The sequence below is a fragment of the Leptospira stimsonii genome (assembly GCF_003545885.1).
Taxonomy (GTDB): domain Bacteria; phylum Spirochaetota; class Leptospiria; order Leptospirales; family Leptospiraceae; genus Leptospira; species Leptospira stimsonii.
Genome location: NZ_QHCT01000001.1, coordinates 1,271,133 through 1,293,282, shown reverse-complemented (window position 1 = coordinate 1,293,282; position 22,150 = coordinate 1,271,133). Strand labels below are relative to the sequence as shown.

At 43.0% G+C, this 22,150-nt stretch carries 23 protein-coding genes and 1 pseudogene; 7 read left to right on the top strand and 17 right to left on the bottom strand.

The window, feature by feature from the left end:
• Nucleotides 1-118: 118 nt before the first annotated feature.
• On the bottom strand, nt 119-511 hold the full coding sequence (locus DLM75_RS06320) for a hypothetical protein (RefSeq protein ID WP_100785034.1): 393 nt from the start codon (nt 509-511) through the stop codon (nt 119-121).
• A 203-nt stretch (nt 512-714) separates the two neighbouring features.
• Between DLM75_RS06320 and aroE the strand changes: the two genes are divergently transcribed.
• The gene (gene aroE / locus DLM75_RS06315; protein WP_118967606.1) at nt 715-1,587 is read left to right on the top strand and encodes a shikimate dehydrogenase; all 873 of its coding nucleotides are present in this window, start codon (nt 715-717) and stop codon (nt 1,585-1,587) included.
• A complete protein-coding gene (locus DLM75_RS06310; protein ID WP_118967605.1) occupies nt 1,584-2,825 on the top strand; it encodes a folylpolyglutamate synthase/dihydrofolate synthase family protein in 1,242 nt (413 codons plus the stop codon). The genes aroE and DLM75_RS06310 overlap by 4 nt, the downstream gene beginning before the upstream one ends.
• A 9-nt stretch (nt 2,826-2,834) precedes the next feature.
• Here the strand turns inward: DLM75_RS06310 and DLM75_RS06305 are convergent, their stop codons facing one another.
• The 9 genes from DLM75_RS06305 to DLM75_RS06265 all read right to left on the bottom strand — a co-directional run bounded on the left by DLM75_RS06305 (nt 2,835) and on the right by DLM75_RS06265 (nt 11,280).
• The gene (locus DLM75_RS06305; RefSeq protein WP_118967604.1) at nt 2,835-3,374 is read right to left on the bottom strand and encodes a DUF1564 domain-containing protein; all 540 of its coding nucleotides are present in this window, start codon (nt 3,372-3,374) and stop codon (nt 2,835-2,837) included.
• A 114-nt stretch (nt 3,375-3,488) separates the two neighbouring features.
• Nucleotides 3,489-5,072 (bottom strand): PEGA domain-containing protein, encoded by a 1,584-nt coding sequence (locus DLM75_RS06300; protein WP_118967603.1) that lies wholly within the window; start codon nt 5,070-5,072, stop codon nt 3,489-3,491.
• Nucleotides 5,069-5,830, bottom strand: coding sequence for an ABC transporter permease (locus tag DLM75_RS06295; RefSeq protein ID WP_167731732.1), 762 nt, complete (start codon nt 5,828-5,830; stop codon nt 5,069-5,071). The genes DLM75_RS06300 and DLM75_RS06295 overlap by 4 nt, the downstream gene beginning before the upstream one ends.
• Entirely contained in the window at nt 5,827-6,720 is an 894-nt protein-coding gene (locus tag DLM75_RS06290) for an ABC transporter permease subunit (RefSeq protein WP_118967602.1), read from the bottom strand. The genes DLM75_RS06295 and DLM75_RS06290 overlap by 4 nt, the downstream gene beginning before the upstream one ends.
• Before the next feature lie 2 nt (nt 6,721-6,722).
• Entirely contained in the window at nt 6,723-7,184 is a 462-nt protein-coding gene (locus DLM75_RS06285; protein ID WP_118967601.1) for a PTS sugar transporter subunit IIA, read from the bottom strand.
• Between the two features lie 85 nt (nt 7,185-7,269).
• The gene (locus tag DLM75_RS06280) at nt 7,270-8,169 is read right to left on the bottom strand and encodes a hypothetical protein (RefSeq protein ID WP_118967600.1); all 900 of its coding nucleotides are present in this window, start codon (nt 8,167-8,169) and stop codon (nt 7,270-7,272) included.
• Nucleotides 8,162-9,322, bottom strand: coding sequence for an oxidoreductase (locus tag DLM75_RS06275; RefSeq protein WP_118967599.1), 1,161 nt, complete (start codon nt 9,320-9,322; stop codon nt 8,162-8,164). Before DLM75_RS06275 ends, DLM75_RS06280 begins: the two co-directional genes overlap by 8 nt.
• A gap of 6 nt (nt 9,323-9,328) precedes the next feature.
• Nucleotides 9,329-9,610, bottom strand: a complete 282-nt coding sequence (locus DLM75_RS06270; protein WP_004459036.1) for a hypothetical protein — start codon at nt 9,608-9,610, stop codon at nt 9,329-9,331.
• Nucleotides 9,611-9,729: 119 nt separating this feature from the next.
• Nucleotides 9,730-11,280 (bottom strand): cellulose synthase family protein, encoded by a 1,551-nt coding sequence (locus DLM75_RS06265; protein ID WP_118967598.1) that lies wholly within the window; start codon nt 11,278-11,280, stop codon nt 9,730-9,732.
• Here DLM75_RS06265 and DLM75_RS24980 point away from each other — a divergent pair.
• The 3 genes and pseudogenes from DLM75_RS24980 to eat all read left to right on the top strand — a co-directional run bounded on the left by DLM75_RS24980 (nt 11,203) and on the right by eat (nt 14,977).
• Nucleotides 11,203-11,384: pseudogene (locus DLM75_RS24980) on the top strand (hypothetical protein). The gene DLM75_RS06265 and the pseudogene DLM75_RS24980 overlap by 78 nt on opposite strands.
• A gap of 935 nt (nt 11,385-12,319) precedes the next feature.
• On the top strand, nt 12,320-13,054 hold the full coding sequence (locus DLM75_RS06260) for a motility protein A (protein ID WP_118967597.1): 735 nt from the start codon (nt 12,320-12,322) through the stop codon (nt 13,052-13,054).
• A 567-nt stretch (nt 13,055-13,621) separates the two neighbouring features.
• On the top strand, nt 13,622-14,977 hold the full coding sequence (gene eat, locus DLM75_RS06250; RefSeq protein WP_118968011.1) for an ethanolamine permease: 1,356 nt from the start codon (nt 13,622-13,624) through the stop codon (nt 14,975-14,977).
• An 806-nt stretch (nt 14,978-15,783) separates the two neighbouring features.
• Here the strand turns inward: eat and DLM75_RS06240 are convergent.
• From DLM75_RS06240 to DLM75_RS06220, 5 genes are read right to left on the bottom strand one after another with little or no spacing between them, the layout of a single operon-like run.
• On the bottom strand, nt 15,784-16,119 hold the full coding sequence (locus DLM75_RS06240) for a DUF1292 domain-containing protein (RefSeq protein ID WP_118967594.1): 336 nt from the start codon (nt 16,117-16,119) through the stop codon (nt 15,784-15,786).
• Nucleotides 16,120-16,131: 12 nt separating this feature from the next.
• A complete protein-coding gene (locus tag DLM75_RS06235; RefSeq protein ID WP_118967593.1) occupies nt 16,132-16,416 on the bottom strand; it encodes an HNH endonuclease in 285 nt (94 codons plus the stop codon).
• Nucleotides 16,417-16,425: 9 nt separating this feature from the next.
• Nucleotides 16,426-17,418, bottom strand: a complete 993-nt coding sequence (locus tag DLM75_RS06230) for a type I phosphomannose isomerase catalytic subunit (protein WP_118967592.1) — start codon at nt 17,416-17,418, stop codon at nt 16,426-16,428.
• Nucleotides 17,419-17,423: 5 nt separating this feature from the next.
• On the bottom strand, nt 17,424-18,152 hold the full coding sequence (locus DLM75_RS06225) for a J domain-containing protein (RefSeq protein WP_118967591.1): 729 nt from the start codon (nt 18,150-18,152) through the stop codon (nt 17,424-17,426).
• A gap of 9 nt (nt 18,153-18,161) precedes the next feature.
• On the bottom strand, nt 18,162-18,863 hold the full coding sequence (locus tag DLM75_RS06220; RefSeq protein WP_118967590.1) for an LIC_12936 family protein: 702 nt from the start codon (nt 18,861-18,863) through the stop codon (nt 18,162-18,164).
• 120 nt (nt 18,864-18,983) lie between these two features.
• On the opposite strand from DLM75_RS06220, the gene DLM75_RS06215 reads away from it, so the two are divergent.
• On the top strand, nt 18,984-19,316 hold the full coding sequence (locus DLM75_RS06215) for an STAS domain-containing protein (RefSeq protein WP_118967589.1): 333 nt from the start codon (nt 18,984-18,986) through the stop codon (nt 19,314-19,316).
• Nucleotides 19,317-19,689: 373 nt separating this feature from the next.
• Here DLM75_RS06215 and DLM75_RS06210 read toward each other — a convergent pair whose 3' ends face one another.
• Nucleotides 19,690-20,304 (bottom strand): LIC10729 family protein, encoded by a 615-nt coding sequence (locus tag DLM75_RS06210; RefSeq protein ID WP_118967588.1) that lies wholly within the window; start codon nt 20,302-20,304, stop codon nt 19,690-19,692.
• 32 nt (nt 20,305-20,336) lie between these two features.
• On the opposite strand from DLM75_RS06210, the gene DLM75_RS06205 reads away from it, so the two are divergent.
• Entirely contained in the window at nt 20,337-21,293 is a 957-nt protein-coding gene (locus DLM75_RS06205) for a bifunctional riboflavin kinase/FAD synthetase (protein WP_118967587.1), read from the top strand.
• A gap of 305 nt (nt 21,294-21,598) precedes the next feature.
• Here DLM75_RS06205 and DLM75_RS06200 read toward each other — a convergent pair whose 3' ends face one another.
• Complete coding sequence (locus tag DLM75_RS06200; RefSeq protein WP_118967586.1) at nt 21,599-22,018, bottom strand: globin; 420 nt, start codon at nt 22,016-22,018, stop codon at nt 21,599-21,601.
• Between the last annotated feature and the right edge of the window lie 132 nt (nt 22,019-22,150).

Here is a 22,150-nt window from a genome sequence, read left to right as displayed (position 1 = left end):
ATACCACTCACCCAGCAAACAACTTTTTACCGGACAAATTCTAAGAATTATTTTTGAACCGAAAAGGCGTTCGACCTTAGGAGGTTTAAGAAATCAATCCATCCAAGAGAAGGAATTCTTAGTCCCTTCTTTCTTTATTGTGATTGATACGATTCATAATGTAGAGGGCAAGCAAGCCACCCAAAAGAACCGCGAGTAAATTTACGTTTGAGATTTGATAGATGCCAAATTTAGGTGAGATTAACCAAAGAACTATGGAGCGAATAAAATCCTGAAGGAGGGAAAGGATAATCAGGGAACCAAGAAGGGCAACAATCAGCGCTCCCCAAAATCCGCCGAGAAGATCCTTACGTTTGTAGTAATAGTAATACCAAGAAAGTCCACCGGAGATTCCGACCACAAAAAGAACGTCGAGAATCGTTGTCCACCAGGGAGAGCCCGAAAAAGAAGCAAGCGGCGCCAAAAAGAGTTGTGCACCCAGTCCGTGTAAAAAAGAATCAGGTAAATTCAATAGGCTCATTCCAATACAGCATTTTCGGGAATTGTCTTTTAGTCGACTCATTTTACGACTCGCTCCAAAACTTGCTTCTTTCGGAGCAAAAAAGTCCCAGCTCCCGCACCCAATGTTCTACATTATAAGTTTCCACCGGGAGAATGGAAAACGCCGATGAATTTGATTGAAGAAACGAGCGCAATAAAAAGAGAATTTCTAGTTTGAATCAGAAAACAAATCAGCCGGCTACGACTTTTGGTATAGTCGGCTTTCCCCTTTCCCATTCCCTTTCACCACTCATTCACAATTCCATTTATAAAGATAAAGGAATGAACGCTTCTTACCAAGTTTTTGAAACGAAGGAATTCGATCAGAATATCATTCGAGAACTTCGAGAATCGGGAGTGAAGGGACTTTCGGTTACAATCCCTCACAAGGAAAAAGCCTTCGCACTCGCCGACCAAGCAGACGAACCTTCCAAAATTATGAAGGCTTCAAACACTTTGATTTTTGAGAAGAATTCCGTTCTGGCGTATAACACGGACGGAGACGGAGCGTTTCGCTCCATTTTAGAATGGTCGCCGGAATCTCTGAATCGAGGGAAAGCTCTGGTCCTAGGGAGCGGAGGAAGCGCTCGTGGGATCGCCTATAGTCTTGCTACCTCGGGAAAGGTGAAGGAGCTGATTCTTTCTTCTCGAAACGAAACGACAGGGAGAGAAATCTGTTCTTTGATCTCGGAAAATTCTTCCGTAAAAGCGGTGTTTGTCGACCCGAAGAATCTCGTATCCATTCGGGAAGAAATCTCGTTAATCGTCCATACGACTCCCTTGGGAATGAAGGGTCAATCGCCCGGACCTTTTCTCGGAGAAGAATTTTTTGATTCTTCTATGACTCTCTTTGATATCGTATACAATCCTTTGGAGACTCCTCTGGTGAAAACTGCCAAGAAAATGGGCGCGAAAATCATTCCCGGATCGGAGATGCTTTTGTATCAAGCGATGAAACAGTTCGAACTTTTTACCGGGGTGATACCGGATTCGAATGATATCGAAAAAACCAGAGAACGATTGTCTTTCGCATTAGCAAATCGATGAAAGCCGATTTTTTCGAATTCATCTCTCGATTATCCAACCTGGAGAAGACGAGAAACTTCAACGTATTCTCCGATTATTCTTTGGAACCTTTCGGGAAAATTTTAAACAAATACGGATGGGATCGGAGGAAGAAGGAAACTCTTTGTAGAATTTCCGTCGTTGGAACGAACGCAAAGGGTTCGATTACCCATTTTTTGGGAGAATACTTTCGTCTTTCCGGTTTTAAAACCGGACTCTACACTTCTCCACATCTTCTTTCCCCTTCGGAAAGAATTCGAATCGGTTCCAAAGTCGACCCCTTTCGACAAATTCAAATCGAAGAATTGAATCTTTTATTAAACGAACTACTCGAACAAGGTGCGGAATCCGATCTCAAAACGTTCTCCTTTTTCGAACTATTTACTTGTGCCGCATTTTGTTTTTTTGAAAAGGAGTCGATCGAAATTCAAATCTACGAAGCAGGATTGGGCGGAAGACTGGACGCTACGAAACTTTCCAATCCGGACGTCGTGGTCTTAGGATCGATCGGACTCGATCACAAAGAAATATTAGGAAATTCTAAAATTCAAATCCTGGAAGAGAAATTAGGAATTTGTTCCGAAAACACAAGAGTCCTTTTTGCGATGGAACAAAAAGAATCGGAACTCAATCGGAGAATCCGAGAATTCTGCGAACAGAAAAATATCCTTTGTGAATTGTTAGAGGAGGATCCACCGAACAGCGATTATCTGACTCGAAATGGGTCCTTTTCGTTCAGAGTCTGGAAAAGAATTTTGGATTCTGATTTGCTTGCGGATTCTAAAGTAGAATCGAATGTTCTAGAATTTGCCGATTCGAAAAGTAAAATTTCACTTCCTCACGGTAGATTGACCGTTTTGAGAAATTCTCCTTTATTGATTTTTGATCCGGCTCACAATCCGGATGCGTTCGCAGAGACGATTCAAAGTTTACGCTCTCTCTATCCGGATTTGCGATTCCAAATTTTTGCGGGTTTGTTAAAGGACAAAGACGGCGTGGGTATTTTGAAACTTTTGAGAGATGCGAAAGCCGAGAATTCGATTACCGGTTTTCGTTTTTTGAAAGAGGGGGGTTTTCATCTTCCAGAGAGTTGCGAAAAAAAGGAATCCATCGGCTTAGAAGAAATGCGCGCGTTTTTTCGTTCGAACGCCGGCTTTGAAAATCCGATTTTAGTCCTTGGAAGTTTTCGTTTGTTTCCCATCGTCTCCGGATGGATTTAATTCGCTTTTTTAAGAATCGAACCAATCCCTGTAATCTAAAATGCTTAAAAAATCGGACGGCTCACATTCTAATCTACGAGTGATTTCGTTGTCCAACAAGTTGAGGTGGAGGATATATCTGTAATTCCTGTGAAACGTGGGAGCTCCCTCGTTCATCGTTGTCACGAGAAAAGAATCCATTTCGATCTCTTCCAACCAGAGGAGATAATTAAAAAGATAACAGCGGGAAACTCCGTGAGCTTGAGCCAATGCCCCCAAAAGAGCCCAACTTCCCGTGCTAACACGAGCGTTGATCCTCTGCATATTCTCCTTACCTTCGCTCGCTTGATAAAGAATCTTTCCGGCTTTTTTTCCCAACCTCCTCGTTACACCCAAATACTTTCCGTATTTTCGTAAGAGATCCGGAATTCTTTTCGGAAGCCTTCTCTTTTCCGATTCGCTCAAACCCGCCAAAGTTTTTTTCGGAATCAAAAGAGTCACCGTCTCGGAATATCTTTCCTGAAGAACGGAGCGGAGTTCCTGATCTGAATCTAAAAGTAAAATCCCCATACTGAAACCATTTCCGAGGAATTTAACAATGGGCGGGAAAAATAGAAAAAAGATTAAAAAAAGAACGCGTCTGAAGAAAATAAAATCGAAAGAATCAACGGACTTGAAGAGAAATCAAAATTTCAATTTGAATTTCGCATAAGAATCCATCTCCATCGTCTGCCCCGGAATCGCAAAAGGATTGTTCACTCTCGTCGGAACTACACCGACGTCTAAGGTTTCTTCATCCAAGCCGAGAAAATAAAACGTCGCAGACAAAATCAACATCAACGCCATACCGTAAACCATAACCCCGCCGGTGACTCCCTGATGTCTGCCGAAATTTCCGGCCAGTTTCTGATACTTCCCAGCATCCGAATTTGTTTCACGAATGATCCTTTCCTCATATACATACATTGCTATAAACGTATCTTGAGGAACGACATTCGCGGCAAAAAACAAACGGGTAAGATTCACTCGACTCTCTCCGCGATCATACAACGCGTTCGCTTTTAAATTGAAATAATAATAGCCTGCGTAGAACAATAGGGTTCCATACAATGAATAGATCGAAAAGTCACTGTAAGAATGATCCAAAAAGACATTCTGTTTATTCTTGTAATAAAGTACGCTGTCACCAGGTTTTAAAACGAAGTCCAACTTCGTCTCTTCTTCCTTTTTAATTTCCACACCTTTTAAAATATCAACATGTCCTTCCATGGAAACACGAAGTCGATTGGATCCCGTCTTTACGGAAGCGCGGACCAACGGTGTTTTTCCCAAAAACTCGGAGCCGAGATAAACGTTAGCGCCTTCCGGATTGGAAGAAACCGAGATCACACCTTCTCTCGGTGTTCGGGAAAGAGTCATTTCGAAATTGCCTCCGTCCTGAACGGAAACTCGTTTTTCCTGACTCTGAAATCCATCCATATAATATTTGATCACATGGTTCCCCGGAAGAATGTCCGTTCTCTGCAAGGGGGTTTTCCCGAGAAATTGACTGTCTAAAAACACAAGAACTCCTTCCATCTCTCCCGATCGGAAAGAAAAGGAGATCGTATTTTTACCGAGAAGTTCCTTTTTGATTTCGCCGATCAATCCTTCCAGTTCTTGATAAGAGCGTCTAACGCTAGTTTTTGCTTTAAATTCTTTTTTGGAAGCGTCTTTGGAAGATCTCAGAACAAGCTTGAGCTCCATCTGAAACTCATTCTTCTTCTCATAGGTGCCGGCGAGATGATAAAAACAACCTTGTTTGTTTCCGGAAATAAAAAGGGAACTATCTTCGGGAGGAGCCTCGTTCGAAATATAGTCGATTTTTAAAGATAAGAATCTAGGATCTTTGTCAGGAGAAATTTCTTTCGCATTCTTAACCTTTTCCAGAACTTCCGCGTCCCATTCTCCCTTTCTAAGTCTTTCTCTACCGGTCGGTTTCCCGAAACCGTGTTGAATACTTTTCGGAATCACTTCCGGATCGAATATCTGAAACAAACCTTTGAGACCGGAATACAAAACACTCGCATAACCCTTACTTAAATAATCCAAACTCGCGTCGGCATTCTGATTTTTTAGCGGAAAAATACAAAGTTTTCTCTCGGTTTCAAAAGTGATCCGTTCCCTCATTCCCGCCTCCGGAAAACGATAGTAATCGTCTATCCCTTGAGCGGAAATCGAAACACTCAAAATCGATAATATTAGAATAAATGCAAATACTCTACTCATCTTCTTTTCACGTTCAAAGCGGTGACCAATCCCACGATTCCTACAATGGGAATCACCAGCGCGAGAGGCGCCGAATACGCGTAATCTCTTGCGAAAGAAATCTGTTCTCCCAACCCCGGGCCAAACCAATCGCTTCCGGCGCTGACACCAAGATAACTAAAAAGCGCCAGTGTCATAACTACCGCGGGCAATCCTGTCGTAAACAGAACTTTCAAAACAGGCATTGCCGAGGGGAAAATATGATTCCAAAACACGTTCGCCCTGGAAGCCCCGAAAAAAGTAGAAGTCAAAACATAAGGACTTCCGTCTGTTTCTCGAATTTTACTCTGAAGAGTTTCATAAGTCATAGCCCAATCTCCCAAAAGAATCGCCACAACCAAAACGAGAGGTCCGTTCCCCAGTGCGTGAACCGTGAGTAACGCGACAAGAAGAGACGGTACGGAAACAAAAACGGAAGAGATCGGAGTAAAAAACCATTTCCCAGTAAACGGAATCGAATACTGGAACAAACATACCAAGGAGCTAAATAACAAAGTAAGAATACGTGAAGGAAGAGAAAACAAAAGTGTGGAGAATGTCCCATAAGAAAAAAGACTTAGAACGTCCCTTCCCAAACGGTCGCATCCGAAAGGATGATTCCAGGCGATCGAACAAAAGCTGTCCTCCAAAAAAACTTCGGTAGGCGGGCTTTTCCAGAGAATCCCCGTGAGAACAAGAGCACCGAATAGAATTCGAAAAGAATTGCTCATGGAAATCACGAGGCGCTCTCCTTTCCGGTAAGGTTTTCCTGAAACCGAAGAGAAATTCTACTAAAAATATAAAAAGTAAGACCGCTATAAAAAAGAAGCGCGCTTAAGAGTTCGGAGTCCATTGTCTGGATCGCATAATACATGGACTTCCCGATCCCCGGAAAGAAAAAGATTTCTTCCACGATCATCGCTCCTGAAAGAAGAGAACTAAAATCCAGAAGAATCAAAACCGCCAGAAAAGGCAGAATCTTCAATAAAACATGATTCCATAATATTCTATTTTTAGAATATCCGCGAGCTCGTAAAACCTTCGCATACGGTGATTTTAATTCGACTTCCGTCAAACTCGATGCAAACTGAAAAATTCTTGCCCACACCCTTGATCCTAACGCGATCCCCGGAAGAATCACATAGGTAGTATTCCAAGATTCATAACCGCCTGGAGGAAGCCATTCCAAGCGAACGAAAAAAATCAAGAGTAGAACCACGCCGACTACAAAGACGGGCGTCGATAATACGAGATTACTTAAAAAGAAAAAAAAATTTTTGACCGTATTCTCTTCACTTCGACCGCTCCAAAGAGCCAGCGCGATCGCGAACAAACTTCCCCAACCGACGGAAAAGATCGCTAAATGTAAGGTAGGGAGCACACGGGAAGAAATATGTTTCCAAACCGATTCTCCGGAGGCCGTTTTTCCCGGTTGTAAGGTAAGAATTCCTTTTACGAAAGAAAGGATCTGAGAAGGAAAGGTTTTCCGCTCCAGGAAGGATTCTTCTTTAGAAAAGGAGGAATCCGCATAAAGATATTCTTTATTTAGAGATCGAAGATGACCGAATAGGACGGAAAAAAAAATCAGTGCGACAAGAAATAAAAAGAACCTAGAGATTTCTCCCTGCACGATTAAACATTCCGAGAAAAAGCTTTTTGAATTTCCTCAAAAGATCTAGAACGAATCAACTTCTCTCTGTCATCTTTCACGTTTAACGCTTTTGCGATTTGCGCGAGAGTCTTGATGTGTTCTTGAAATTTCGTCTTTGGAACGATCAATAAAATAAAAATATGAACCGGTTGATGATCGATGGAATCAAAATCGACACCTTCCTGATTGAGTCCCATCACACACTTGAGCTCGTCGACAAGGTTTACGGAACAGTGAGGAATCGCGACCCCGCTTCCGATTCCTGTCGACATCGATTTTTCACGGGCCAAAAGAGATTCTAAAATTTCATCCTTGTTTTCCGAGTCGATCTGATTTGTTTCCACGGCCTTTTGTAAAAGTCGCGAAATGACTTCTTCTTTGGTGCCTGCTTCCAAATTAAAAATGATCGTCTCCGGATGAAGAAGAGTCAACAATTGATTCATAGAATCGCCTCTGACTCTTTGTGTTTTTTATTCATATTCTTATGTTTGCTACGATACGAGATCATCATTCTAACCACAAACTCGGTTACTCTAATTGCCCGAAATTATCGACTCTGCTTCCCAGAAATATACGGATCAAACTGGCTTCAATGAAAAAATAGAAAACGGAATACGTGAAAAGCGGTACGTAAAAGGCAATTAAGACTTGGATGACATAAAACAAGACTCCCGTCGCCAAAACTCCGATCAAAGAATAAACCCACGCCGTGTATAAATTTCTTCCCGGAGAAGCAAAAAGAATCGCAAAAGAAATCCAAGTCGAAAGAAGGACCGGAGAGAACTCCTGAGCCAAGCTTCCCACTCCCAAAATCAATCCCAATGCGAAAAGCACGGGAATCTGAAACGCAAAAGGACGTTTTAAAAAAACGGGAACGAGAAAAAGAATCGAATAGGTTCCCATCGTTTCCAAAGAAGAAAATCTCCAAGGAGAATTCCCATCCTGAGAATAGGAAAGAACGCTGTAAAGATCCGAAATATTAGAATCGCGAAAGGAAAACCAAGGTTGGGAAGAAAGACCCGCAAAAAGATCCACTGCCGGAAGAAGAAGATAGAAAAAAAGAAAGATCAATAGTTGAATCAACGAAAGAGGAATCTGAATTCTGATGCGGGTTTCCAAAGGGGAATAAAGAACAATTCCTAAAATCCCGGCAAGGATCGCCCAAAGAACCGTACCCGGATGAATTGGAAGAAGAATGACGTAAATCCCAGAATGAACAAACCACTTCAAAGGATAAACAAGTCGCTTTATAATGAAAAATTGATAAACGAAACAAGCGGCGAGAAGAAGTCCGTAACAAATCCACAATGGCACAGTCCCAAAAAAAACGATTCCTAAAAGAAAAAGAATCGAGATCAAAAGATCCGGGAAAAAAGGATCCGATTTACGAAAGAATCCGGATTTTGTAACGAGGAGATATTCAGACATTCACCTTCTCCTTCGAATCCGATTTTACTTTTTGAATTCTTTCGCGGAGAGATATTCCGGAAGGACATAAGAATGTGCAGATCCCACATTCGATACACGCGTTAGGCGAAAACTTTCCCTGCCCCGTAACGAGAGCGATCGGGTTACATTCGAGAGGACAATTGTATGTACATTCTCCACATTCGGTACAGGGAAGTTCTTTTTGTTCTCTGATCTTTCCGGCCACAAAAAGAATCGAATGATGATTATAAATATCTAAATAATATTCCTCGGAGGAAGAATGAAATTCTCCCCCATCGAAGAAAGAATTGAACGTAAAGTTCGGGTATTCTTTCTTTTTCTCCAAAAGAAGAAAGCTAAGACTTTGTCCGTCTCGGAACTTGATCGGAGATTCTTCTTTTTTGAGTCCGCCGTTTTTGCCGACGTAGTAGATGCTGATATGCCTTTCGATAAACGGAATCTTTTTGAAAAGAGCGCGGTATAAGTGATAAAGAGTTTCCGGACCGAGGTAAAGAGTATTCTCTTTTTGAAACGATTTTTGAGAGAGGGCTTTTTTTACGAAGTATTGAGGAAAGCCCATCGGATATTCGTATTTTCGAAACGGGACCGGATTCAGGATAAAATCCTTAACGACCGCACCCGGAAACCAAATGCCTAAATATTCTAAAAATTGAATATGCAATTCTTTGAATTCTTCAATGAGAATGTTTCGAAAATCCACGGATTGCGTTTTAGTATAGGGTGAAAGAACGATCAAAGAAGAACGAAAGGTTTTAAAAAGAGTCGAAAGGCTTACTTCGGCGAAGTCCAGCGAAACCAAACCGAGCTCGTCCATTCTTTCGAGAGCTTGCTCCAACTTGAGGGAAGGATCGATTTGTGTTTCGTTGGAAAGCTGAAAACTTCCGTCTTGTACGATCTTGATCCTCGTGGAATGTTCTCCTTGGATCAAACTCGCGATTCCGTCCACCGGAGAAAGTAAGGTTCCTACGGATTGTTTTAAAAGAGGTTCGCCTGCGCGTACACGAGTGGGGAATTCTTTGAGATAGAGGGCTCCCGGTTCGGGAAAAAGCGTGAAAGGTTCTTCCAGGACGGTCTTTCGGGAAAACTTTCCGTGGACCAATCCTGGTTTGAGAGTAAAAGCGGAGGGCTTCAAAACTCTTTAGGTGAGAGTTTTCACCATGTAGATTTCGTCTTTGATCGGAAGTTCTTTCTTAAGATTTTTGATATAAGGAAGAATTTCACCCATCGGCTCATAAAACTCGCAGTTCACTTGCATACGACGAGCAACTGTAAAGTATTTATAGAGCTTTTCTTCTCCGGATCTCTTGGACCATTTTTTCTTTGTACATTTTACGCGGAGAATGTATTTGTCTGCCTCGGATTCATACTGTCTTACAGTAACGCAGTGTAGGCAATTGGCGCAGTAAACTTTCTCACTCATCGGGGTTCCTATAATAGTAGCGGTATTTTGTCAATTTTTCAGAAAAAAGTGCGAAGTCAAGCAGAAGCTCCGACAGAAAACAGCAGGATAGAGATTCCTACCCTGCTTTGTTCGACCGATTAGGCTTGAGCGGGAAGTTCTTCGGCGGATTTCTCTTTGGAAGCGCCGAAGTTCCAGAGCGCTTCTTTTAGGGAAAGATATCCTACGTAGAAGAATCCAATCGCGTAAATGACCAGGAATCCCACGATTTGCGGTTTTCCGAGCATAAAGGAAAGGACTACGGTTCCTAAACAGTAAAAGCCCATCATGAATTCTAAAACGACGTGAAAATCAAGAGGGACTGTGTATTTCAGCCTGTCTTTCAGAACGTCGGTGCTCTTCTCAATTTTGAGTTTTGGAGTGCGTTTGAAAGAAGATTGAATCCCGAGAATGGCTTCGAGCCAAGCTCTGGTGTTTACGATTGCAATTCCGGTTCCGATCATGATCAGAATCGGTAGATACACCATTCTTCTCTTCCAATCTTTGTGAAGAGTTTTTTGAGAATAGGCGTAGAAGATCATCGGGCCGATCGATCCAACGGAAAGAATCGCCGCGGTTCCCATCAAAATCTCGATCGGCAGATCGTAGAAGCTGAATCCCGACCAATAGTCCATCAAAAGCAACGGTGCGCTAAAGAGAATATTGATGATCATCAGAGGGTGAACGGAATAATTGATTAAATGAACGATGGCCTCGGATTTGATTCTCCAAGGAAGGTCCGCACGGAGAATTCTTGGAAGAAGTTTAACCGCAGTCTGAATCGATCCTTTGCACCAACGGAATTGTTGGGATTTGTAAGCGGAGATCATCGCTGGGATTTCGGCCTTACATTCGATATCTTTAAAATAACGGAATTTCCAGCCTTTCATTTCGGCGCGGTAGGAAAGATCAAAATCTTCCGTGAGAGTGTCGTGCTCCCATCCGCCGGAATCGATGATACAATCTTTTTTCCAGATTCCCGCAGTTCCATTGAAGTTCATCCAAAGGTGAGAACCGTTCCGAGCAACTTGCTCGATCATGAAGTGACCGTCGATTCCAAAAGACTGAGCTTTTGTAAGAACGTTGTAGTCCGCGTTGACATGTCCCCAACGAACCTGAACCATCCCGATTTGCGGATCTTCGAAATAAGGAACGGTTTTGATTAAGAAGTCCGGGTCCGGCATGAAGTCAGCGTCGAAGATGGCAATGTATTGACCACGGGCCACTTTCATTCCCGCTTCGAGCGCGCCCGCCTTGTAACCGGTGCGTTCCGCTCCTGTTCTATGGAGGTGATGAATGTCGAAACCGAGAGATTTATAATGTGCGATGAGTTTTCTGGATTTTTCGACCGTCTCGTCCGTAGAGTCATCGAGGAGTTGAATCTCGAGTTTATCCTTTGGATATTTGAGTGCGACGGTAGTTTCCAGTAATCGATCCACAACGTAGAATTCGTTGAAGATCGGAAGCTGAACCGTTACGACCGGAAGATTCGGATCGTTTACGTCGAGGATTCTGTCCGGTTCCGATTCGCAGTATGCATGGTTCTTTTTGTAGAGATATACCATGATATAGGTATGAATCCCGAAGAAAAAGAGAGCGACTATGTCGATCCCATAAATGGCCAAAAACAGTACAGTTACGACGGTCAGCATGATTAGCCAGGAAAAATTCTCCCGGCTAAAAGTCAAAGGGTTTTGCAGTGCATCAATTTTTTAGTTTTTTAAAATGCAAGGTCATTTTTTGTCTGAAGCCCTAATGTAGGAACTCCCAAAGCCGATATTTGGGAATGGATGGACAACAACCTCCCTGGTTGAAGTTCCTCCACTGCGAATTTTCATTTTGAAACGGACGGGGGACGAAAGTTGTACCGTCCCCTTTTTTTGTACCCCTGCGCGATTCTCTTTTTGTGAGAGCTCCCACATTTTCTGAAGAGTCCCTGTGTTCGATCGTTGCAAATCCCAAACTTTGCGGGAACTCCCCTGTTTTAGAATTCTTCGGGAGAAGGTAGGCCTTCTCTTAATAAAGTGTGAGTTCCTACTTTTTCTGAAGAGTCCCTGTCTTCGATCGTTGCATATCTCAAACTTTGCGCGAACTCCCCTGTTTTAGAATTCTTCGGGAGAAGGTAGGCCTTCTCTTAATAAAGTGTGAGTTCCTACTTTTTCTGAAGAGTCCCTGTCTTCGATCGTTGCATATCTCAAACTTTGCGGGAACTCCCCTGTTTTAGAATTCTTCGGGAGAAGGTAGGCCTTCTCTTAATAAAGTGCGAGTTCCTACTTTTTCTGAAGAGTCCCTGTCTTCGATCGTTGCATATCTCAAACTTTGCGGGAACTCCCTTGTTTTAGAATTCTTCAGGAGGAAGGTAGCGCTTCTCTTATTAAAGTGTGAGTTCCTACTTTTTCTGAAGAGATCGTAAAGTAGGATCTCGCAATCCCGGAAGAATCTCCGTTTTTCCAAAAAGCCCTGCGCAAAGGATCGAAGCGGAATCCATTCCGTCGTTTTTACGGGCTCTTTTTCCCGTTTTGAAAACGTTTCCTTAGGAATGGATTGGAGCTGAGAGCCTGGTGATCGGGCGTTTCAAAAGTAGGAACTCCCTCTTTCCAAAAAATTTTGCCCGAGCATGCGCCCGAATTCATTTTCCTATGAGACAGAATCTTCTTGTAAAAACGTCGCTTTGCGGGAACTCTTGCGGAAATGAATCCTACTCTCGTTGGTCTCTCTGTCGCATTCTTATCCGTCTTGATAGCGATTCTTCTGGAAGGGGCGCACTTCCTCTCTTTTCTCAAAATCTCAGCGCTCCTCTTGATCATCGGTGGAACCGCAGGCGCGACGTTCGCGAGTTTTTCTCTCGAGCAGATGAAGGACCTCGTCCTCAATCTCCAAGCGGCCGTCTTCCCGAAACGCAAACTGCCTCTCGGTGAACTCTTCCTTGATTTCGCAGAAAGAGCTCGTAAGAACGGACTTCTTTCTCTCGAAGACAATCTCAAATCTATCCAAGATCCTTTTCTCCAGAGAGGAGTTCAACTCATCGTGGACGGAACCGATCCTCGCGCAGTAGAAGAAATTCTTTTTGAATCCGCGATCGCGATGGAAGACAAGGAGGCAAATTCGGCGAAGATCTTAGAAACCGCAGGCGGTTTTTCTCCTACGGTCGGAATCATCGGAACCGTCATGGGACTCGTCGGGGTTCTTGAGAATTTAGGCGCGGGAACTCGCGCCCTCGGAGAAGGAATCGCCACGGCATTTATTGCGACCTTCTATGGTATCGCTTTTGCCAACCTCATCTTCTTTCCTCTCGCAAATCGTATCAAGGCCTGGTCGAAAGAACAATCCGATCGCAGACAAGCGATCATCCGAGGAGTCATTGCTCTTCAGAGCGGGGACAACCGCCGGATTCTTATGGAAAGAATGATGCCTTTTATCGGTTGAGAATTTTAGAATCTTCTAAAGTTCTTTTTTTTTTAAAAGTAGGAACTCATACTTTTTTCAAGGTCTTCAGTTCGATCTTCTTTCTTTTTCGATTCTTCCGACAAAGGATCTCTTTTTGAAACAATCCTACAAAGCAACTCCAAGTCCTTCTCGTTGCGTTCAGAAAGATTTCTCTTCTCTGAACGTTGGGAGTTCCCGCATTTTACTGAGTTCAGAAAGATTTCTCTTCTCCGAGCGTTGGGAGTTCCCGCATTTTACTGAGTTCAAAAGGATTTCGATTCTCCGAGCGTTGGGAGTTCCCACGTTTTACTGAGTTCAGAAGGATTTCTCTTTTCCGAACTTTGGGAGTTCCCGCATTCTTTCGGAATACGAACTGATTTACCTTGCTTCCTCTTTTTTATTTCGAAACGAACTTACCTTCTTCTTCCAGAGAAAAATTAAATTCTTCTCTGGAAAGAAATCGAGAAAAAGAACTCATCTCTTTAAAAAGGAATTCTTTATAAAAATAGAATCTCGATTTTTAAAAACTTCTTTTCTTTTTCCAAAGAAAGAATGGATTCTTCTTTCATGTCTTCCTCTTTACAAAAAGTTCTCGGTCCTCTTCACCTCTGGGGAATCTCGGTCGGTCTCGTCATCTCCGGCGATTACTTTGGTTGGAATTTGGGTTGGGCGCACGCAAACTTCTGGGAATTCGCCGTTGCCGTCGGTTTGGTCGCGATTTTCTATTCTACTTTCTCACTTTGTTTTACGGAACTCGCGACTTCGATTCCTCATGCGGGAGGACCCTCGGCGTACGCGCACGTTGCACTCGGTTCGATCGGCGGTTTGATCGCCGGATTTTTTACTCTCGTGGAATTTGTCCTCGCTCCTCCTGCGATTGCTTCGGCTCTCGGAGGTTACTTTCATTTTTTATTTCCCCTGATCCGTGAAGGATGGGCGTCCAACGGTTTTTTTCTCCTTCTCCTCGGAATCAATCTCTTAGGAATCAAACAGACCGCGAGGTTCGAGCTCTTCGTGACACTCACCGCGGTCTTCGGGCTTCTTTTCTATTTGATTCTTCTCTTTCCTCATTTCGATTTAGCAAAGATCACAGCAAATTCTTCTTTTTCTTTTTGGAATCTCTTTCCGGCCCTTCCTTACGCAATCTGGTTTTTTCTCGCGGTAGAAGGCGTTGCAATGGCGGCGGAGGAAGTGAAGAATCCGGAGCGCGACATTCCTCGGGGTTATCTTTCCGGAATCGGAACCCTTGTCCTTCTGGCCTTCGGTGTTCTTTTCGGAACGGCCGGGGTCATCTCTACGAACGAAGTTTCGAAATTGGATTATCCTCTTTCTTTTACATTAGGAAATCTTTATGGATCTTCCTCTTGGACGACCTTGCTTTTCACTGGAATCGGACTTTTCGGTCTCATCGCGTCTCTTCTCGGAATCATCCTCGGTTATTCGAGACAAATCTACGCACTTTCTAAAGAAGGGTTTCTTCCAAAAATTCTCTCTCGCTTGAATTCAAAAACGAAAGCTCCGAGTTTTGCAATTCTCTGCGGAGGTTTGATCGGTCTCATTTCTCTTCAATTTGGAAACACGGGAGAATTGATCACTCTCTCGGCCTTCGGAGCCTGCGGAATGTATTGTATCAGTATGATTTCCTTTTTTGTCTTGAGAATTCGAAACCCAAAGGCACCGAAGACATACCGCGCACCTTTTTATCCGGTTCTTCCGATCTTCTCCCTCGTTTTGAGTTTTGTTTGTTTTACTACATTAACTATTTATAATACATTTTTGTTTTTGATTCTCCTGGGAGGGATGATTGGAGCTTTTCTTTTGTATCTTGGGAGCAAAGGTTTTTCTCTGAGAAAAGTTCCTCATTCTTCTCTCTCCCCCGAAAAAGAGGATGGAACTCTTTCTCGAGGGGATACGGATTTTTAAATTTTTTTCGGAAGTAGGAATGTTAACGGGCGCTTCTCTTTTCGTTCATCCGTGCGGTTTTGACTTACCACTTCGGGTTTTTTGTTCCGACAAATTTTTTGTCTGATACGTTAAGTTCTCAGAATGATCCTTCCGTTTGCTAAAAAGAACGGGATGCTTCTCTCTTTTTGGGAAAGAAGGAGTTCCTACAATATTTTGATCAGGAAAACAAAAGTGGAAAGCGTGGCTTGATCGTCGTTTTTCTAAAAAAGAGGGAGTTCCCACTTTATTTTGATCAGGAAAACAAAAGGGGAAAGCGCGGCTCGATCCTCGATTTTTTAGAAAAGAAGGAGTTCCTACTTTATTTTGATCAGGAAAACAAAAGTGGAAAGCGCGGCACGATCATCGTTTTTTGGGAAAGAAGGAGTTCCTACTTTATTTTGATCAGGAAAACAAAAGGAGAAAGCGCGGCTTGATCGTCGTTTTTTAAAAAAGAGGGAGTTCCTACTTTATTTTGATCAGGAAAACAAAAGTGGAAAGCGCGGCGCGATCGTCGTTTTTTAGAAAAGAGGGAGTTCCCGCAATTTTTCCTAAAATCAACCGTTTCTCAAGATTCTTCTCTTAAAATCGAAACGAAAATTTGTGATAGTTCCTACAAGAACAGAACTATTCAATTTCTTTAACGTTTCGAGAAAATGTCCGTTCGATTCAACGCCTTGGAGTTCCCGCAATTTTAGTTTTTTGATTCAATCCTATAACCGTTTCGCAAGAAGAATGATGACATACAACTCTTCTTATAAAATCAAACTTCTCGAACGAAAACCGGATCAAACGATATCTACGTTCAATTCGGCGAGAATATCATCGAGTTCACGTTTGTCCTTGACTTCGATCAAACAATCTTCTCCGAATTCGTCGGACTCGAGACGAACCGCAAAATATCCGGCGTCGTCCTCTCCTCTCAAAAAACTCACGTCCAGATTGACCAGATCGAAATCTTCTTCCAAAACGGGAGTCAGAAGAAGGTATTGATTTTCATCGATCTCAAGCGCTTCGGCTATGATAAAAGAATGGGAATTTCCGTCTTCATCCAAAAGTTGAACCGTCTCTTGACCGGATTCTTCGTGTTCTTGAAATTCATCGTCCTGAGATAGATCTTGCACGTTATTTCCCTTTTAGTTCCCGGAATCGAATTCAAAGGGAAGTTTGTTCTTTTTAGCGAAATTACATTCTTTGCACGCGGGAACCAGATTCGCTTTGATGGACTTTCCACCTTTTGCAAGAGGAATCAAATGGTCCATCGTCAACTCCTCCGGAGGAAATTTCTTTCCGCAGTAGTGACAGATCCCGCCGGCCTTTTTCTTTTTCCACCAAGGCGTTTTACGAAGATCTTTTGCGATCTTTCTCTGTTTGGAAAGTTCTTCCTCGCTGATCCAAATGATAGGTTCTTCAGGGTCCATTCAAGAATTCTAATCTTTATAGATTCCCCAATCGGAGCCGGGGCCTGAAATCGAAAGTTTCGCGAAGGTTCCGAGATTGACCGCGGAAATTCCCTCTTGCAGACCGGAGGCCGTCAAGAATGCAGTATCTCCTTCGGAGAATTCTTCTTCTTCGATTCGGATTCTTCCTTTGAGAACGATCAGGATTTGAAAAACGGATTCTTTGTATAAGCTCGGAATTTGAAACGTTTTTCCTTCTCCGGAAACTTCCAAGGTTTCCATTAAGAATTTATCGTTTGCCGTTAGACGAAATCTCTTTCCGTCTTCCCAAGATTTGGCTTCGGGTTTCAGAATATCGTTTTCCGAAGGACCACTGTAGTCCAGAACGTCCAACGCTTTTTTAAGATGAAGTTCTCTCGGTCTTCCATAGTCGTAGACCCTGTACGTAGAATCCGAAGATTGTTGCACTTCCATCAAAAGAATTCCGGCTCCGATCGCGTGGATCCTTCCAGGATTCAGAAGAAAAGAATCCCCTTCTTTCACGGTAATTTCTCTGAGAATTTCCTCAGCGCGATTCGCTTCCACGAGGGATTGAAATTCTTCCCTTCTTGTTGCATTCGAAAAACCGCATACGAGTTTGGAACCGGGCTCCGCTTGTAAAACGGTCCACGCCTCTTTTTTACCCGCGTTGTTCGGATCGTATTTTTCCGCGTAGGTGTCGTCCGGATGCACTTGCACCGAAAGTTTTTCCTTCGCGTCTATGAGTTTGATAAGAAGAGGAAACGGTTTTCCGCGAAAGGTTTTCCCTAAGATCGCGTCCGTGTTTTGCTGATATACTTCTCGAAACGTCTTTCCCTTTAAAGGGCCGTTGCTGATCACGGAAACTTCGTTTCCGTAGTCCGAAATTTCCCAGGATTCTCCGATGTTTCCTTCGGGGATCGATCTTCCCGGATAATTTCCGAGCTTTCTTCCCCCCCAAATTCTTTCTTTGTAGATCGGATAGAATCGGATCAGCTTTTGCATAAGACCTATTTTTTACTCCCTTCCAGGAGTTCAATTTTTACTTTCAGACGATTCTTCTTAAAATGAACAAAACCGTCCGGCTTGAGACCGGTGAGATCCAGTTCATAAACTTTTCCCGGAAGAAGTTTACCGGCCTCTGCTTCCAGATTCAAATTTCGAAAACTTTTATAGGTTCCTTTTCCTCCGCAGGAATCGCAGAACACGTTAGACCCTCTGCAATCAGGACAAAGAACTCGAACCACCAGAGGAATTTTTGCGAAGATAGGAACGTTTAATTCCTCGGAAGTTAAGAGAATTCTAATATCGTAAAAGATCCCGGAATATTTTTTTCTTTCCCGGTTCCGCATCCCCGCACGAAGAAGTCCTTTTTTCGCGAGTTCGACCGCTTGACCCGCGTATAAAATCCTCGACGCGGGAATTTCTTTCGGTCGAAACGAAACTTCTCCGCTTGCGTTCTTTTCTTCGTTTGCGGATCGAAAACGAAAGAGAATTTCCGGATGTCTTGAGAGATACTGGAGGTCGTATTCTTTTCTTCGAATCGGGTGCGTGAGAATTTGATAGGAATGTGCGAATTTTTGAAAAAGATCCGAAGAGCCGGTTTCTCGATTATCGGGATGAAAGATTTTCGCCAATTCACGATAACGTGTTTTGACCTTTTCAATGGAGGAAAGAGGAGAAAGGCCGAGATTCTTATAGTGATCCGGAAACTGATTCTTAAAATCCGGATCACTCATGAGAGAGGTTCAATCCTTTGGAAGATTCTCCTGATACGGACCGCCGTTCTCCACTTCTCGAAGAGTGGTTTCCACGTCTTCCGCGCTGGTCTTGATGCTTCCTTCCACATATTTATCGATTCTACGAATGATTTCAATCAGGTTCGTTCTGTAGATACGAACGAGTTTTACTCTCTGCGCGGGTTCCCGGATCGTCGAGACATTATACACCGCTTCCTTGGTTCCTGAGTCCGTTTTTTTCTTAACTACCAACTCGATCGCATCCGAACCTTCGGTGTTGATCTTATCGTTTTTCAAAATGCTGATTTCCTCATATTGAGGTCTCATTTTGGAAATTAATGATTTCCGGCTCCAAAAGAGGATCGATTCCAATTTAATGGGAGAATTTTGCGCGCCGGCGCCCGAAACCTTCAAAACAAAACGAAGATCGAGCATATAACGATTTCTGGTTTGAGGAATTTGATCCTCGTATGCAGGAATAAATTGGCTGTAGAGATTGTCTTGGATCTGTTTTCTTCGATTTAAGAATGCGAGACGACTTTCGATCCTTTTGTGAAACTCGGCAATATCTTTCCCTAAGAGTTCCAAGTCCTTAATCTGGCCCGGTTCGTAAGGAAGAATTTTCACTTTACCGTCGGGTTCGAATTCCTGGCCCGAAATACCGGCAAAGGCGCAAATTAAAATGAGGAAATAAAATAATGTTGCTTTCATGTCAGTTTCAGGATGCCGTCCTTTTATAGTTTCGGAGGTTCTCAGATTTTCCCCATAATTTTATCAAAAATAGATTGAACTTATCGTCAAATTCTAGGAAAAGGGAAGGAAAGGATCGGTATGGAAATCAATCACAGAAAGTCAGGAGAAACAAACATAGTAAGTCTTTCGGGCAGTCTGGACATATACACATCGATCGATCTCAAAACGTTCTTCGAAACGAACGTAAACAAAGAAAACAAAAACGTAGTCGTAAATCTTGAAAAACTGAATTACATCGATTCTTCCGGAATCGGAATGTTGATCAAACAACTCAATTACGTGCAAGATCTCAACGGATCCTTCTTCATCGCAAACATGAAACCTGCGATCGAAAAAGTCTTCAAAGTCGCGGGACTCACATCTTATTTCAAGACGATCAGTCCGGCGGAATTCACTTCCAACTTCCCTTAACGGACAAAGACCGCGGCTTGCACGCTCCGTAAATATTGGCGTGTGAGTTCCAACATTTCAGAAATCAAAAAATTCTTCAGGAAAACCGGGGGAGTTCCCGCATTTTCCTCGATTCAAACGATTCTTTTTCAAAAAGAAGGAGTTCCTACTTTTTGAGAACAGAGTGAACGTTTTGCAATCGGAGTCCGCGGGAATTACGGATCAAAACATTCAGATTGGTGAACGTTGAAATTTCAATAGTTTCCGTTTGTGTGAGTTCCTACGTTTAAATCAAAAAAATTCTTCAGGAAAACCGGGGAGTTCCCGCATTTTCCAAAATACAATCCTTTTGAACGGAAGTTTCATTCTTACCAAACGAACGAAAAAGAAAACGTTACTTCGATTCCGGAGCGTGGTAATGATAAAAAACGTCCCAGATTCCCCAGAAACGACCGAGTTCACCCGCATTCGGAACCAGAAGAAAGTCCAAACGTCCTTCTATCAATTCTCCGGGATCCACCCGGAAACGAACGGGAAATTGGGAAGAATACGTGGAGGAATTTCCCGGAAAAACGACGGTCGACTTTAAGACCCCGTTCACAAAAATTCTTAGATCCCGAGGTTTGAGACCTTTCGGGCGCTCCGTGTATGTGAACTGCGTTAGATCCATTTGAACATAGAGGGGTTCGTTTCGAGAAGGATCGGCGGTGAGATAAAAGCGGAGACCATCTTCCGGAATCATTCTACAAAGTCCGTTCTGGAGTTTTCCCGTCCCGGCGCCGGGCGCAAAATCCGAGCGATCCCGGACTAATTGAAGACCGTTGTGAATCGCCCAAGTGGAAAGTTCGGCGTAGGTTCGAAAATCTTCCGTTTGGAGAGGTGCGCCCTCTTCTCCCTGATGATCGAAGTTGATGAATTTTTTAAATTTCGGATTTTCTTCCGATTGGAGAAACCCCGTACTGGTAAAAATTAAACAGAGAGAAAAGAATACGAATCGGTAGAAAAACATCTACTTATAGTATCGACAGGATCGGGAAGAATTTGATCACAATCCATACACTTGAAAGAGCGGGAAAATCAATTCATTCTCCTTGCGTAGTCACCTTGGGAAATTTTGACGGGATTCATCTCGGTCACCAGGCGCTCCTCGATCGGGTTCTCAAGGTTTCAAAAGAAAGCGGCCTTTCCTCTTGCGTCGTCACCTACGATCCGAATCCGGCGATCGTCTTAGGAAAAAATCCCGAAATGAAGAGTCTGATGACTCTCAATGACAAAGAAGAATGGATCCGCAAACAAGGGATCGATTTTTTGATCGTCCTCCCTTTCAACGCAGAACTTGCGGAAATGAGCGCGGAAACGTTCTTGGAAGAGATTCTTCTCAAAGAATTAAAGACCAAGAAGATCGTGATCGGATACAACCATTGTTTCGGAAAGGGAAGAAGGGGAAACTACGAACTTTTAAAAGAATATGCAGAAACGCTAAACTACACCGTGGAAAGGGTGGATCCGGTTTATCTGGGAGAAATCAAACTCTCGAGTTCTTACGTGAGAGGACTGATCGGGGAAGGAAACGTGAGAGAAGCGAAAAATTGTCTCAATCGTTTTTATTCTATAACCGGAGTCGTGGTCGGAGGACATAAACGTGGAAGGGCGATCGGATTTCCGACTGCGAACGTAAAGCCGGACGCGAACATTCTTCTTCCCGGAGTAGGCGTCTACGCGGGATATACGAACGTAGAAGGAAAAGAATATCCTTCGATGATCAACATAGGACGCAATCCTACTTTCGGAGAAAATCCTCTCACAGTAGAATCGAATATTTTTGATTTTGAGAAGGAGATCTACGACCAAACGATTCGAATCACGTTTACGGATCGGCTTCGGGACGAGGTCAAGTTTTCGGGAGTGGAAAACTTAATCTCTCAATTGAAGAAAGACGAAACCGAAGCGAGAGAAATTCTAAAGTCCCAGAGTTCTAAAAATACAATCTTTCTCTAAGATTATTTTGGGCGGCTCCGTCTTCGACGGACCGGGCTCTCCTCTTCAGTCAATCCATCCGGATTTTCCAGGAAAACAAAAAGAAAAAGAAATACGATGGATTGACTCCGAGTCGATCCCTGCCGCGTTTAAAAAAGAGAAATTTTCCCGGGATATCAAAGAACGGACTTAAAGTCCGCATCAAACGATTTTTAACATTGAATACTTTGTCGGAACAAAAGTACAGGATGAGGGAAAAAGAAAAGAACGGAGAGATTTCGAAAAAATAAAAGATAAGAAAAAACGTTCGAGGAAACGATTCTTATTCAATTCCATTGAAGAGTTTCCGAAAGTGAAAGATACGTAATATTGAATACTTCCTTCCAGGTCTCTTCGATTTCCGGAGTATGCCAAGGCCCCAACCACTCCGCCATTCCGAAAATCCAAGCTTTTTCCAGATGTAGGATGTCCTCCGGACGACCGCAGATCTTCAGACATTCGGAACCAAAATTTCGAATGGCTCTTGGGAATAAGAAATCGTGACTACAAGAAGTAACGACTTCTCTAGCCGAACCCATGAAGGTTCGAACGTCGTCCACCTTGAGGACGGTAAAGATATTTTCGTACTTAGGATGATTGAATTTCAAAAAGGCAAAGATGAGTTCCGCAAATTTTACTTTATCTAAATTGATAATTTCAAAAGACTCATGGAGACTCTGAGCTTGGTTTTTAGTCAAAGGATTCATTGTTTCGATACCATTCCCTTTTTAGAATTCAGATATCAATGATATACAAAATCGAGAAAGAGACATCTTGCTTTATAAAGTGGCGTAAACCAAAATATAAGATTGGGCAACCGAACAACGCTCGACCTTGTT